The following is a 13,068-nucleotide window of genomic DNA, read 5'->3' as shown; positions in this document are numbered from 1 at the left end:
TCTTCCACTGAGCGGACTTCCACTGGGCGGAAGCAAAGCCTACGTGACACGGCGGGCGCCGCCGATGCTTGGGCCATGCGAACTCAGGTCGGGATCATCGGGGCGGGGCCGGCCGGCCTGCTGCTCTCCCATCTGCTCCACCTGCGCGGGATCGAATCGGTCGTGCTGGAACGCCGGAGCAGGGAGTACGTCGAACGGCGGGTGCGGGCCGGGGTGCTCGAACAGGGCACGGTGGACACGCTCGTCGAGGCGGGGGTGGGCGAGCGGCTGAAGCGGGAGGGTCTCCCCCACCACGGCATCGAGCTGCGGTACGGCGGAGCGGGCCACCGGATCGCCTTCGAGCGGCTGGTGCCCGGCCGGTGCATCACCGTGTACGGCCAGCAGGAGGTCGTCAAGGACCTCGTCGCGGCGCGGCTCGCGGCCGGGGGCGACGTCCGCTTCGAGGTGGACGACGTGCGGGTGCACGACGCGGCGACCGACCGGCCGTACCTGACCTTCACCGGCTCCGACGGCGCGGCACACCGGCTGGACTGCGACGTGATCGCGGGCTGCGACGGCTTCCACGGCGTGTCCCGGGACTCGATCCCGGACGGCGTGCTGACCGAGTATCGGCGGGACTACCCCTTCGCGTGGCTCGGGATCCTCGCCCGGGTGAAGCCGTCGTCGGAGGAGCTGATCTACGCGCGGACCGAGCGCGGCTTCGCCCTGCACAGCATGCGCTCCCCGGAGATCAGCCGCTTCTACCTCCAGGTGGCCCCGGACGAGGACGTCGCCGCGTGGCCGGACGAGCGGATCTGGGCCGAGCTGCGGACCCGGCTGGAGACCGTGCCCGGCTTCGCCCTGGCGACCGGCGAGATCGTCGAGAAGAGCGTCACGCCGATGCGGAGCTTCGTGGCCGAGCCCATGCAGTACGGCAGGCTGTTCCTGGCCGGGGACGCGGCCCACATCGTGCCGCCGACCGGCGCGAAGGGGCTCAACCTGGCGGTGGCCGACGTGCGGGTGCTGACCGAGGCGCTGGCCCGGTTCTTCGCCGGCGGCTCCACCGAGACGCTGGACGGCTACTCGCGGGCCTGCCTGCCCCGGGTGTGGCGGGCGCAGCACTTCTCGTGGTGGATGACGACGCTGCTGCACACCTTCGACTCCGACGACGCCTACGCCCGGCAACTGCAGGGCTCCCATCTCGACTACGTCACCTCCTCGGACGCGGCGGGTACGACGCTCGCGGAGAACTACGTGGGCCTGCCGTACGAGGAGAGCCTGTGAACAGCCCTATGGACAAGGTGGTGGCGAGCGCCACGGAGGCGGTGGCCGACGTCGGCGAGGGCGCGTCGCTGGCCGTGGGCGGCTTCGGGCTGTCCGGTGTGCCGTCGGTGCTGATCCGCGCGCTGCTTGAGCGCGGCGTCGGCGGGTTGCACGTGGTGTCGAACAACTGCGGCACCAACGGCCGGGGTCTCGGCGAGCTGCTGGCCGCCGGCCGGATCGCCCGGGTCACCGGCTCGTACGTCGGGGAGAACAAGGAGTTCGCCCGGCAGTACCTGGCGGGCGAGGTCGAGGTGGAGCTGATCCCGCAGGGCACGCTGGCCGAGCGGCTGCGGGCGGGCGGCTGCGGCATCCCGGCCTTCTACACCCCTGCGGGGGTGGGGACGATGGTCGCCGAGGGCGGGCTGCCCTGGCGTCACCACCCCGACGGCAGCGTGGCCGTGGCGTCGCCGCCGAAGGAGGTGCGCGAGTTCGACGGCGTGCCGTACGTGCTGGAACGCGGCATCGTGACCGACTTCGCGCTGGTCAGGGCGGCGAAGGGGGACGCGTACGGCAACCTCGTCTTCGCGAAGGCGGCGCGCAACTTCAACCCGCTCGCGGCGATGGCCGGGCGGGTGACGATCGCGGAGGTCGAGGAGCTGTGCGACCTCGACCCCGACGAGGTGCACCTGCCGGGGGTGTTCGTGCGGCGGGTGGTCCCGCTCACCCCTGAGCAGGCCGCCGGCAAGGGTGTCGAGAAGCGCACCGTGACACCTGCGGTGAAGGAGGCTTAGGTGGCCTGGAGCCGTGACGAGATGGCCGCAAGGGCGGCCCGTGAACTGCCCGACGGGGGCTACGTCAACCTGGGGATCGGGCTGCCGACGCTGATCCCCGGTCATCTGGACGGCCGGCGCGTGGTGATCCACTCGGAGAACGGCGTGCTCGGCGTCGGCCCCTATCCCACCGAGGACGAGGTCGACCCCGATCTGATCAACGCGGGCAAGGAGACGATCACCGTGCTGCCCGGGGCCGCGTTCTTCGACTCGTCGCTGTCCTTCGGCATGATCCGCGGCGGGCACATCGACGTCGCCGTGCTCGGCGCGATGCAGGTGTCGGCCCGCGGCGACCTCGCCAACTGGGCCGTCCCCGGCAAGATGATCAAGGGGATGGGGGGCGCGATGGACCTGGTGCACGGCGCGAGGCGGCTGGTCGTGCTGATGGAGCACACCGCGAAGGACGGCACGCCGAAGATCGTGCCGGAGTGCACGCTGCCGCTGACCGGCCGGGCGTGCGTCCACAGGATCATCACCGACCTCGCCGTGGTCGACGTGACCCCGGAGGGCCTGCGGCTGGTGGAGACCGCGCCCGGTGTCACCTCCGGCGAGGTGCGGGCGAAGACGGGAGCCGAGATCGCATGAAGGACGTGTTCATCGCCGACGCCGTGCGGACCCCGATCGGGAGGTACGGCGGCGCGCTCGCCGGGATCCGCCCCGACGACCTGGCGGCCGGGGTGATCGGGGCGTTGCTGGACCGGGCCCCCGGCCTCGACCCGGAGCGGATCGACGACGTGGTCCTCGGCGCCGCGAACGGCGCCGGGGAGGACAACCGCAACGTGGGCCGGATGGCCGCCCTGCTGGCCGGGCTGCCGGTCACGGTGCCCGGCTCGACCGTCAACCGCCTGTGCGCCTCCGGCCTGGAGGCGGTGATCCAGGCCGCCAGGGCCGTGGCCTGCGGTGACGCCTCCGTGGTGGTGGCGGGCGGGGTCGAGTCGATGAGCCGCGCCCCCTGGGTGCTGCCCAAGCCCGAGCGCGGCTTCCCCCGGGGCCACGAGCAGCTCTACTCCACGACCCTCGGCTGGCGGATGGTCAACCCGGAGATGCCGGAGCGGTGGACGGTCTCCCTCGGCGAGGCGACCGAGACGCTCGCCCGCAGGCGCGGCGTGAGCCGCGAGGAGCAGGACGCCTTCGCCGAGCGCAGCCACCGCCGGGCCGCCGCCGCCTGGCGGGACGGCCTGTTCGACGCGGAGGTCGTCCCGCGGGAGGGGCTGTCCCGCGACGAGACGATCAGGGACGACACGTCCGCCGAGGCGCTGGCCCGGCTGAAGCCCGCCTTCACCGCCGACGGCACGATCACGGCGGGCAACTCCTCTCCGCTCAACGACGGCGCCGCCGCGCTGCTGGTCACCGACGCCGACGGCCTCGCCGCGCACGGCCTGCGCCCGCTCGCCCGGGTGGTGTCCACCGGGGTCGCGGGCGTGGACCCGGCCGACTTCGGAATCGGGCCCGTCCCCGCGGTCGCCCGGGCACTGGGCCGGGCCGGGCTCGGCCTCGCCGACCTCGCGTCCGTCGAGCTCAACGAGGCGTTCGCCGCGCAGGTGCTCGCCTGCCTCGGCGAGTGGAAGGAGCTCGACCCCGAGGTGGTCAACCCGCAGGGCGGCGCGATCGCGATCGGGCACCCGCTCGGCTGCTCCGGCGCGCGCCTCGCGGGCACTCTCGCCCACCGCCTCTCCCGCACCGGCGGGTACGGCGTGGCGACCCTGTGCGTCGGCGTCGGCCAAGGACTGGCCCTGACCCTCGAAGGACTCCGATGACCCAGCCGCCCTACCTGTATCCCGGCTACGCGAGCACGGTCCTGCGCGCGCCGTCCCGGACGCCGCTGCCGATGAAGGAGGACCCGGAGGCGGCCGAGCTGACCGGCCCGGTCTTCGGCCACGGGGACGTCGGCCCGCTCGACGCCGACCTGACCGCCGGGCACGCGGGCGAACCGATCGGCGAGCGGATCATCGTCACCGGCCGGATCCTCGACTCCTCCGGCCGGCCGGTGCCCCGGACGCTGGTGGAGATCTGGCAGGCGAACGCGGCCGGCCGGTACGCCCACCCGGTCGACCGGCACCCGGCGCCGCTCGACCCCAACTTCACCGGGGCGGGCCGGTGCCTGACCGACGACGAGGGCCGCTACCGGTTCGTCACGATCAAGCCGGGGGCCTATCCCTGGCGCAACCACCCGAACGCCTGGCGGCCGGCCCACATCCACTTCTCGGTCTTCGGCACCGCGTTCACCCAGCGCCTGGTGACGCAGATGTACTTCCCGGGCGACCCGTTGTTCGCGTTCGACCCGATCTTCCAGTCCGTCCCGGACCCGGCCGCCCGCGAGCGGCTCGTCTCCGCCTTCGACCTCGACGTCACCGAGCCGGAGTGGGCGCTCGGCTACCGCTGGGACGTCGTGCTGGGCCGCACCCCGATCGAGGCAGCACAGGAGGACGCGTGACCACTCCTTCGCAGACCGTCGGGCCCTTCTTCGGGTTCGCCCTGCCGTACGAGGGCGGCTGGGAACTCGTGCCCGAGGGGCATCCGGGCGCGGTCACGATCACCGGCCGGGTGCTGGACGGCGCGGGCGAGCCGGTGCCCGACGCGCTGCTGGAGCTGTGGACCGGCGAGCCCGAGGGGGTCGGGCAGCGGGGGCCCGCCGGCACGGGGTTCGGCAGCGCAGCCGCCGCAGGCAGCGCAGGATTCGGCGGAGGCGGGTTCGGCGGAGGCGGGTTCGGCCGGTGCGCCACCGAGCCCGACGGCTCCTACCGGTTCCGGACCGCGCCGCCCGTCCGGCCGTACCTCCCCCTGCTGGTCTTCGCCCGGGGGCTGCTGAAGCCGGTGCGGACCCGCGTCTACCTCGCCGACGTGCCCGACCCCCTGCTCGGCTCGCTGGACCCGGACCGCCGCGCGACGTTGCTCGCCCGCGCGGACGGGAAGGACGCCTACCGGTTCGACGTACGGCTGCAGGGTGAGCGGGAGACGGTCTTCCTTGATTTCTGACGCACGCTCAGATGCAGGTTCAGATTCAGGGCCCGATGCAGGGTTCGATGCGGCGTCCGGCGCGGCGTCCGGCGCGGGCCCTGACCACGGCCTGCTGACGCCCGTCTGGGCGGGCACGGACGTGGCGGCGATCACGGGCGACGGCGCCTGGTTGCGGGCGATGCTGGAGGCGGAGGTCTGCCTCGCGCGGGCGCAGGCCCGCCTCGGCGTCGTCCCCGAGCGGGCCGCCGCCGCGATCGCCGAGGCGGCCCGCCCGGAGCGGTTCGACGCGGCCGGTCTCGCCCGGCGGGCCAGGGACGCCGGCAACCCCGTCGTGCCGCTGGTCGAGGACCTGCGCGCCGCCGCCGGGGACGCGAGTAGGTGGGTGCATCACGGCGCGACCAGTCAGGACGTGCTCGACACGGCGGCGATGCTGGTGTCGGCGCGGGCGCGCGCGGTGATCCTGCCGCACCTGGACCGGGTGCTCGCCGCGCTCGCCCGGCTGGCCGCCGAGCACCGCGGCACCCCGATGGCCGCACGCACGCTCATGCAGCGGGCGGTGCCCACCACGTTCGGGCTGAAGGCGGCCGGATGGCTGCTCGGCTGCCGGGACGCCCGCGACCGCCTCGCGGCGGTGCGGCTGCCGGTCCAGCTCGGCGGCGCGGCCGGGACGATGGCCGGGTACGGCGAGCGGGCCCTGGAGCTCCTGCCGCTCTTCGCCGCCGAGACCGGGCTGGCCGAGCCGGTGCTGCCCTGGCACACCTCCCGCACCCCGGTCACGGACCTCGCCGCCGCGCTCGCCGCCGTCACGGGCGCGCTCGGCAAGCTCGCCGTCGACGTGATCCTGCTTGCGCAGAGCGAGGTGGGCGAGGTCGCCGAGCCCGCCGCGCCCGGCCGGGGCGGCTCGTCGGCGATGGCGCACAAGCGCAACCCGGTGCTCGCCACGATGATCCGGTCGGCGGCGCTGCAGGCGCCCGCCCTGACGCAGATCCTGCTCGCGTCACAGGTCGCCGAGCACGAGCGGCCCGCCGGAGGCTGGCACGCCGAATGGCAGCCGCTGCGCGAGTGCCTGCGCCTGGCCGGCGGCGCGGCGGAGACGGCCGCGGAGCTGACCGGGGGCCTGGAGGTGTTCCCCGGCCGGATGCGGCAGAATCTCGATGAGCTGCTCGCCGTGCTGCGCGAGCACGGGGAGGACACCGGGGCCGGGCCGGCGCCCGCCCTGGTGGACCGCGCCCTGGAGTTCCATGCCCGGGAGTCCCAAGCCCGGGAGCACCACGCGAGAGAAGACGGATGATCCCGCACCACCGATTCGACGGCCCGCCGGACGCTCCGGTCGTCGTGCTCGGCCCGTCGCTGGGCACGACGTTCGACCTGTGGGAGCCCCAGCTCGCCGCGCTCACCCGCACCTGGCGGGTCCTCCGTTACGACCTGCCCGGCCACGGCGGCTCCCCCGCCGCGTCCGGCTTCACCGTCGACGACCTCGCGGCCGGGGTGCTGGCGCTGCTCGACCGCCACGGTCCCGGCCGCTTCTCGTACGCCGGGGTGTCGCTGGGCGGGGCCGTCGGGACCACCCTCGCGCTGCGCGCGCCGGACCGGGTCGCGAGCCTGGTGCTGTGCTGCACCTCCGCCCGGTTCGGCACTCCGGAGAGCTGGCGCGAACGCGCCGCGCTGGTGCGGGCGGAGGGCACCGGGCCCCTGGTGGAGACGACCCGGTCGCGGTGGTTCACGGCGGGCTTCCCCGGCGCCGGGCGCTACCTCGACATGCTGCGCGGCGCCGATCCCGAGGGGTACGCCGGCTGCTGCGACGCCCTGGCGGCCTTCGACGTCCGCGACCGGCTCGGGGAGGTCCGCGCGCCCACGCTGGTGGTCGCCGGGGCCGACGACCCCGCGACCCCGCCCGCGCACGCCGAGGTCCTGGCCGGGGGCATCCCGGACGCCACGCTGCTGGTGGTGCCGGATGCGGCCCACCTGGCCACCGCCGAACGGCCGGACGTCGTCACCGAGGCGATCGTCCGGCACCTGACCACCACCTCCCGGAGGACGGCATGAGCGACGACGACGGCATGCGGGTGCGGCGGGAGGTGCTGGGCGACGCGCACGTAGACAGGGCGCAGGCGGCGACCACCGAGTTCACCGCCGACTTCCAGGACCTCATCACCCGGTACGCCTGGGGCGAGATCTGGACCCGGCCGGGACTGGACCGCAGGACCCGCAGTTGCGTCACGCTCACCGCCCTCGTGGCCCGGGGACAGCTAGAAGAACTGGCCATGCACGTGCGGGCCGCGCGGCGCAACGGGCTCACCACCGACGAGATCAAGGAGGTCCTGCTGCAGACCGCGATCTACTGCGGGGTGCCCGCCGCCAACGCCGCCTTCGCCGTCGCCCAGCGCGTGCTGGCGGAGGACCCGGGGAAGGACGTCGCATGACGTTCCTCGTGACGGGCGAGAGCCTCGTCGACCTGATCGGCGCGCCGGGGTCGTGGACCTTCACCGCCGTGCCCGGAGGCAGCCCGCTCAACGTGGCGGTGGCGCTGGCGGCGCTGGGCCGGCCGGTGCGGTTCGCCGGGGAGACCGGCGACGACCTCTTCGGCGGCCTGCTCCGCGACCACCTGACCCGCCACGGGATCGGCACCGGCGACCTCGCCTCGGCGGCGTCCACCGGCCTGGCCTTCGCCCGGGTGGGCGCGGACGGCTCGGCGTCGTACGACTTCCGCTTCGAGTGGCGGCTCTCCGCCCCGGTCGCGCTCGACGGGGTGACCTGCCTGCACACCGGCTCCCTGGCCACCCTCGTGGCCCCGGGCGGCGACCACGTCAGGGCCCTGATGCGGGCCGCGAAGGCGGCGGGCGTCACCGTCTCCTACGACCCGAACATCCGGCCCTCGCTGGCCGGCGACCATTCCGCCGCCGTGGCCCTGGTCGAGGAGTGCGTACGGCTGTCGCGCCTGGTCAAGGTGAGCGCCGAGGACCTGGACTGGCTCTACCCCGGCGAGCCCGGGCTCGACGTGGCGCGGCGCTGGGCCGGGCTCGGCCCGGAGCTGGTGGTGGTCACCCGGGGCGGCGACGGCGCGACAGCGGTGCTGCGTGACTGGCTCTCAGATGACGAGGTTCCGGGTGACGGGGTTCCGAGCGACTGGCTCTCAGATGACGGGGTTCCGGCCGGTGGGGTTCCGGGCGACGGAGTGATCACCTGCCCGGCCCCGGCCGTCGAGGTCGTGGACACGGTCGGCGCCGGCGACACCTTCACCGCCGCCTACCTCGACGCGCTGCACGACGACGCCCTGCCCGACGACGCCCTGCACGGCGGGCCCCTGCCCGACGGCACCCTCACCCCCGCGCGGGTGGCCAAGGCGCTGCGGCGCGGCTGCGCCGCAGCCGCGATCGTGTGCACCCGCGCCGGCGCGGTCCCGCCCACCCGGGCGGAGGTGAATTCGTTCTCCCTGGGTACGGGTCTGTCCCGAGCCGAGGAGGGACATACATGATCGAGATCATCGCCGTCGGCACCCCCTCCCTGGGCGACCGCAGCTACCTCGTCACCGACGGGGAGGTCGCCTTCGTCGTGGACCCGCAGCGGGACGTCGACCGGATGCTCCGCCTCGCCGAGCGGCGCGGCGTCGACATCCGCGGCGTCTTCGAGACCCACGTGCACAACGACTACGTCACCGGCGGGCCCGCCCTGGCCGCGGCCACCGGCGCGGACTACCACGTCAACGCGGCCGACCCGGTGGCGTTCCGCCACTGCCCGATCCAGGACGGCGACGTGATCGAGGCCGGGGACGTGCGTCTGCGCGTGCTGGCGACCCCCGGCCACACGTTCACCCATCTGTCGTACGCGCTGGAGGTCCCGGGCCGGACGCCCGCGGTCTTCACGGGAGGCTCGCTGCTCTACGGCTCGACCGGGCGGCCCGACCTGCTCGGCCCCGAGCACACGGACACGCTGGTGCGCGCCCAGTACGCGTCGGCGCACCGCCTGGCCCGCGAACTGCCCCCGGAGACGGAGGTCTACCCCACGCACGGCTTCGGGAGCTTCTGCTCGTCCGCCCAGTCGGAGGAGGTCACCGAGTCGACGATCGGCCGGGAGTCGAAGACCAACCCGGTCCTGACGCGGGGCGAGGAGGAGTACGCGGAGGCGCTGCTCGCCGGGCTGGACGCCTACCCGGCGTACTACGCGCACATGGCGGCGCTCAACCTGGCCGGGCCGGACGCGCCCGACCTGTCCCCGCCGCACCGGGCCGGCGCCGCCGAGCTGCGCCGCCGCCTGCGGAACGGCGAATGGGTGGTCGACCTGCGGTCCCGCACGGCGTTCGCGGCGGGCCACCTGCCGGGGACGCTCAACTTCGGGCTCGACGGCGGCTTCGCCGTCCACCTGGGCTGGCTCATCCCCTGGGGCACCCCGGTGACGCTGCTCGGCGCGACGCCGGAGGACGTGGCGGAGGCACAGCGCGAACTGGCGCGGATCGGCGTCGACCGCCCGGCCGCGGCCGCCACCGGAGGCCCGGCCGACTGGGCCGGTGACGGCGGCGAGAAGCCCGCGTCCCTGCCGCTCGCGACCTTCGCCGACCTGTCCGCCGTACGCCGCCCGGTCGTGGTCCTGGACGTGCGCCGCCACGCGGAGTGGCGCGAGTCGCACCTGCCCGGCGCGGTCAACATCCCGCTGCACGAGCTGCCCGCGCGGCTGGACGAGGTGCCGCCCGGCGAGGTGTGGACGCACTGCGCGACCGGCTACCGGGCGGCCGTCGCCGCCTCCCTGCTCGCCGCCGCCGGGCGCGACGTCGTCGCCGTCGACGACACCTTCCCTCCCGGCACGGGGTGATCCGCACCGGATGATCTGGGCCGCGTGATCCGGGCCAGGTGATTCGTACTGCCGGAGAGCGGACGTTCCACCCTGCGCATCCCGGCCGCCGGGGACCATAATGGCCGCCATGGCGGGAATATGGGCACTGGGGTTCACCGCCCTCCTGCTGCTCGCGCCGGCGTCGGCGGTACACAGCGGTTCCGAGTGGGCCATCCTGGCCGTCGCGGGGGTGTCGTTCGCGGGCGCGGTGCTCACCTCCCGCCGTCCACCGCCATCCGCGCGGTTCCTGCCGGCGGTGCTGGCCGGGCTGCTCGCGGCGGCGGCCGTCACGGCGAACGCCGCGTACGAGGCGACGGAGTGGCGGACGCTGTTCTCCCTGCTCGCGGTGGCCGTGGGAGTCGTCGCGCCCCTCCGCGTGGCACCCTGGCTCGTCGCCGCCACGGCCGTGCTGTCCGCCACCGTGGTGCTGAGCCGGGGCGGCTCCTTCGACGCCGCCCTCTGGGGCACCGCGCTGACCACCACGCTCGCGGGGATCACGGCGTACGGCTTCCGCCGGATGGGCCAGATCATCGAGGAGCTCGCCCGCACCCGCGAGCAGCTGGCCGCCGCCGCCGTCTCGGCCGAGCGGCTGCGTTTCTCCCGCGACCTGCACGACCTGCTCGGGCACACGCTCTCGATGGTGGTCGTTAAGGCCGAGGCCGTGCGCCGGCTGGCCCCGCGCGACGTCGCGGCCGCCGTGCGGCACGCCGAGGACATCGAGGCGATCGGGCGGCAGGCGCTGACCGAGGTGCGCGAGGCGGTCACGGGTTACCGGGACGCGAGCCTCGCGTACGAGCTGGACACCGCCCGGGCGGCGCTCGCCGCGGCCGGCATCGACTGCGAGGTGCGGGAGTCGGGGCCCGCGCTGCCCCGGGAGGCCGACGTGCTGCTGAGCTGGGTCGTCCGGGAGGGGGTCACGAACGTCGTGCGGCACTCCGGGGCGCGGCGTTGCGTCATCACGCTCCGCCGCGACCGCGACCCCGTGCTGGTCGAGGTCAGCGACGACGGCACCGGCGGCGCCGACGGCACAGGCGCGGAGGTCGCGGAGGAGAACGGCAGCGGCCTGCGCGGGCTGCGCGAGCGCCTGGCCGCCGCGGGCGGGCGGCTGCGGGCCACCCGGCTGCCCCGGGGGTTCGTCCTCGCCGCCGAGATCCCGCGCCTCGGCGGGGACGAGGGCCCGTGACGCAACCCGTGATCCCGCCCATGACCCCGCCCGTGACGCGCGTGCTGATCGCGGAGGACCAGGCGATGATGCGCGACGCGCTCGCCGTCCTGCTCGACCTGGAGGACGACTTCGAGGTGGTCGCGCAGGTCGCGAGCGGGGACGAGATCCTGCCCGCGGCGCTGCGGACGGAGCCCGGCGTGGCCCTGCTCGACATCGAGATGCCGGGCGGCGGCGGGCTCGACGCGACCGCCGGGCTGCGGGCGGCGCTGCCCTCGTGCGCCGTGGTCATCGTGACCACGTTCGGCCGGCCCGGCTACCTGCGCCGGGCGCTGGACGCGGGCGCCCGCGGGTTCGTGGTGAAGGACCGGCCCGTCGGCGAGCTGGCCCAGGCGATCAGGCGGGTGCTGGCGGGCGAGGTCGTGGTCGACCCCGCCCTCGCCGCCGCCGCCCTCAGCGCGGGGCCGAGCCCGCTGACGCCGCGCGAGCGGGAGGTGCTCGTCGCGGCGGCCGACGGCTCGACGGCCGCGGACATCTCCCGCCGCCTCCATCTGTCGGAGAGCACCGTGCGCAACCACCTGTCGTCGTGCATCGCCAAGACCGGCACCCGCAACCGCATGGAGGCCGTCCGGGCCGCCCGCCACAGCGGCTGGCTCTGACCGGTCCGATCCGGGCCGGGAAGCCGGTTGCCGGGGGGTGTGCCGCGGCGTAGCGTTGACGTCCGCCGCACGTGAAAGACGCACCTGACGCGACGTACCTGGCACGTGGAGGTTGGCATGAGCACTCCCGGCACGACGTCCGGCACAACCGTCGTCGACCTGTTCGACCCGCAGCTGGCGAGCGACCCGTTCGGGGGTTACTCGCGGCTGCGGGAGCAGGCCCCGATGATGCGCGGTTCCTTCCCCGGCCTGAGCTCCCCGATCTGGATCGTCATGCGGTACGAGGACGTGAAGACGGTGCTGAGCGACCGCCGGTTCGTCAACAACCCGGCCAACGTGCCGGGCTCGGACGTGCAGAACATCCGCGAGAACCTCATCGAGGCCCGCGGCATCCCCCGCGAGTACGCGCCGTACCTGCTCGACTCCGTCCTCGACGCCGACGGCGACGACCACCTGAGACTGCGCAGGCTGGTCTCCCGCGCCTTCACCGCGCGCCGCGTGGCGGAGCTGCGCCCCCGGGTGGAGGCGATCACCGAGGACCTGCTCGACCGGCTGCCCGGGCACGCCGAGGACGGTGTCGTCGACCTGATCGAGCACTTCGCCTATCCCCTGCCGATCACCGTCATCTGCGAGCTGGTCGGCATCCCGGAGGAGGACCGCCCGCAGTGGCGGGAGTGGGGCAAGGGCCTCTTCTCATTCGAACCGGGAGCGGTGAGCGAGCCGCTGCGGGCCATGGTCGACTACATCCACGAACTTGTCGGCCGCCGTCGCGCGGAGCCCACCGGCGACCTGCTCACCGGCCTGATCCGGGCCCACGACGAGGACGGCGACCGGCTGTCGGACACCGAACTGGTCACGATGATCCTCACGCTCGTCCTCGCCGGGCACGAGACCACCGCCCATCTGATCGGCAACGGGACCGCCGCCCTGCTGACCCACCCCGGCCAGCTCGCCGCGCTGCGGGCCGACCCCGGGCTGCTGCCGCGCGCCGTGCACGAGCTCATGCGCTGGTGCGGGCCCGTGCAGGGCACCCGGATCAGGTACGCCGCCGAGGACGTGCCGATCGGCGACCTGACCGTGCGGCGGGGCGAGCCGGTGATGGCCGTCCTGGTGTCGGCCAACTACGACCCCCGCCGCTTCGACGACCCCGACCGGCTCGACGTCACACGGGAGTCCGACGGCCACAAGGAGGTCCACGTCGGCTTCGGCCACGGCCTGCACTACTGCCTGGGCGCCGCGCTGGCCCGGCAGGAGGGCGAGGTGGCCTTCGGCGCCCTCCTGCGCCGCCACCCCCGCCTCGCGCTCGCGGTCGCGCCGGAGGACCTCGGCCGCCAGTTCCTGCCGTTCTCCTGGCGCCTCACCCGCCTTCCCGTACGCCTGGGGTAGGGCG

Annotated in this window: 14 protein-coding genes; all 14 read left to right on the top strand. The window is 74.8% G+C overall.

Going from position 1 to position 13,068, the window contains the following annotated elements; genetic code table 11:
- The first annotated feature begins 75 nt into the window (after positions 1-75).
- The 14 genes from pobA (at position 76) to HHX37_RS26155 (ending at position 13,064) form a co-directional block, all read left to right on the top strand.
- Entirely contained in the window at positions 76-1,263 is a 1,188-nt protein-coding gene (pobA, locus tag HHX37_RS26220) for a 4-hydroxybenzoate 3-monooxygenase (RefSeq protein ID WP_182887158.1), read from the top strand.
- Positions 1,264-1,271: 8 nt separating this feature from the next.
- Positions 1,272-2,033, top strand: coding sequence for a CoA transferase subunit A (locus tag HHX37_RS26215; protein WP_182887259.1), 762 nt, complete (start codon positions 1,272-1,274; stop codon positions 2,031-2,033).
- Between the two features lie 21 nt (positions 2,034-2,054).
- Positions 2,055-2,657 (top strand): 3-oxoacid CoA-transferase subunit B, encoded by a 603-nt coding sequence (locus HHX37_RS26210; protein ID WP_220499213.1) that lies wholly within the window; start codon positions 2,055-2,057, stop codon positions 2,655-2,657.
- Complete coding sequence (locus tag HHX37_RS26205) at positions 2,654-3,829, top strand: thiolase family protein (protein ID WP_182887157.1); 1,176 nt, start codon at positions 2,654-2,656, stop codon at positions 3,827-3,829. The genes HHX37_RS26210 and HHX37_RS26205 overlap by 4 nt, the downstream gene beginning before the upstream one ends.
- Entirely contained in the window at positions 3,826-4,506 is a 681-nt protein-coding gene (gene pcaH / locus HHX37_RS26200) for a protocatechuate 3,4-dioxygenase subunit beta (RefSeq protein WP_182887156.1), read from the top strand. The genes HHX37_RS26205 and pcaH overlap by 4 nt, the downstream gene beginning before the upstream one ends.
- The gene (locus HHX37_RS26195) at positions 4,503-5,048 is read left to right on the top strand and encodes a protocatechuate 3,4-dioxygenase subunit alpha (RefSeq protein WP_182887155.1); all 546 of its coding nucleotides are present in this window, start codon (positions 4,503-4,505) and stop codon (positions 5,046-5,048) included. The genes pcaH and HHX37_RS26195 overlap by 4 nt, the downstream gene beginning before the upstream one ends.
- Positions 5,049-5,169: 121 nt before the next feature.
- Positions 5,170-6,321, top strand: a complete 1,152-nt coding sequence (pcaB, locus tag HHX37_RS26190) for a 3-carboxy-cis,cis-muconate cycloisomerase (RefSeq protein WP_310740541.1) — start codon at positions 5,170-5,172, stop codon at positions 6,319-6,321.
- Positions 6,318-7,076 (top strand): 3-oxoadipate enol-lactonase, encoded by a 759-nt coding sequence (gene pcaD / locus HHX37_RS26185; RefSeq protein WP_182887154.1) that lies wholly within the window; start codon positions 6,318-6,320, stop codon positions 7,074-7,076. The genes pcaB and pcaD overlap by 4 nt, the downstream gene beginning before the upstream one ends.
- Positions 7,073-7,453: a 4-carboxymuconolactone decarboxylase gene (gene pcaC / locus HHX37_RS37180; protein WP_182887153.1), complete on the top strand. Its 381-nt coding sequence runs from the start codon at positions 7,073-7,075 to the stop codon at positions 7,451-7,453. Before pcaD ends, pcaC begins: the two co-directional genes overlap by 4 nt.
- Positions 7,450-8,505 carry a carbohydrate kinase family protein gene (locus HHX37_RS26175; RefSeq protein WP_182887152.1) on the top strand — a complete coding sequence of 352 codons (1,056 nt, stop codon included), beginning with the start codon at positions 7,450-7,452 and terminating at the stop codon, positions 8,503-8,505. The genes pcaC and HHX37_RS26175 overlap by 4 nt, the downstream gene beginning before the upstream one ends.
- Positions 8,502-9,836 carry an MBL fold metallo-hydrolase gene (locus tag HHX37_RS26170; protein WP_182887151.1) on the top strand — a complete coding sequence of 445 codons (1,335 nt, stop codon included), beginning with the start codon at positions 8,502-8,504 and terminating at the stop codon, positions 9,834-9,836. Before HHX37_RS26175 ends, HHX37_RS26170 begins: the two co-directional genes overlap by 4 nt.
- Before the next feature lie 109 nt (positions 9,837-9,945).
- Positions 9,946-11,040, top strand: coding sequence for a sensor histidine kinase (locus tag HHX37_RS26165; protein ID WP_220503163.1), 1,095 nt, complete (start codon positions 9,946-9,948; stop codon positions 11,038-11,040).
- A gap of 32 nt (positions 11,041-11,072) precedes the next feature.
- On the top strand, positions 11,073-11,678 hold the full coding sequence (locus tag HHX37_RS26160; protein ID WP_310738139.1) for a response regulator transcription factor: 606 nt from the start codon (positions 11,073-11,075) through the stop codon (positions 11,676-11,678).
- A gap of 117 nt (positions 11,679-11,795) precedes the next feature.
- A complete protein-coding gene (locus tag HHX37_RS26155) occupies positions 11,796-13,064 on the top strand; it encodes a cytochrome P450 family protein (RefSeq protein WP_182887149.1) in 1,269 nt (422 codons plus the stop codon).
- The last annotated feature ends 4 nt before the right edge of the window (positions 13,065-13,068 follow it).

Origin of the sequence: Microbispora sp. H10885 (assembly GCF_014161415.1) — a bacterium.
Taxonomy (GTDB): Bacteria; Actinomycetota; Actinomycetes; order Streptosporangiales; family Streptosporangiaceae; genus Microbispora; species Microbispora triticiradicis.
Note: the sequence above shows the minus strand (reverse complement) of the source record. Positions and strands in the feature narration are given on the sequence as shown.

Bases quoted from the DNA above. Each gene is read 5' to 3' on its own strand.
- pobA (WP_182887158.1), top strand. From the start codon at position 76: ATGCGAACTCAGGTCGGGATCATCGGGGCGGGGCCGGCCGGCCTGCTG.
- HHX37_RS26215 (WP_182887259.1), top strand. From the start codon at position 1,272: ATGGACAAGGTGGTGGCGAGCGCCACGGAGGCGGTGGCCGACGTCGGC.
- HHX37_RS26210 (WP_220499213.1), top strand. From the start codon at position 2,055: ATGGCCGCAAGGGCGGCCCGTGAACTGCCCGACGGGGGCTACGTCAAC.
- HHX37_RS26205 (WP_182887157.1), top strand. From the start codon at position 2,654: ATGAAGGACGTGTTCATCGCCGACGCCGTGCGGACCCCGATCGGGAGG.
- pcaH (WP_182887156.1), top strand. From the start codon at position 3,826: ATGACCCAGCCGCCCTACCTGTATCCCGGCTACGCGAGCACGGTCCTG.
- pcaD (WP_182887154.1), top strand. From the start codon at position 6,318: ATGATCCCGCACCACCGATTCGACGGCCCGCCGGACGCTCCGGTCGTC.
- pcaC (WP_182887153.1), top strand. From the start codon at position 7,073: ATGAGCGACGACGACGGCATGCGGGTGCGGCGGGAGGTGCTGGGCGAC.
- HHX37_RS26175 (WP_182887152.1), top strand. From the start codon at position 7,450: ATGACGTTCCTCGTGACGGGCGAGAGCCTCGTCGACCTGATCGGCGCG.
- HHX37_RS26170 (WP_182887151.1), top strand. From the start codon at position 8,502: ATGATCGAGATCATCGCCGTCGGCACCCCCTCCCTGGGCGACCGCAGC.
- HHX37_RS26165 (WP_220503163.1), top strand. From the start codon at position 9,946: ATGGCGGGAATATGGGCACTGGGGTTCACCGCCCTCCTGCTGCTCGCG.
- HHX37_RS26155 (WP_182887149.1), top strand. From the start codon at position 11,796: ATGAGCACTCCCGGCACGACGTCCGGCACAACCGTCGTCGACCTGTTC.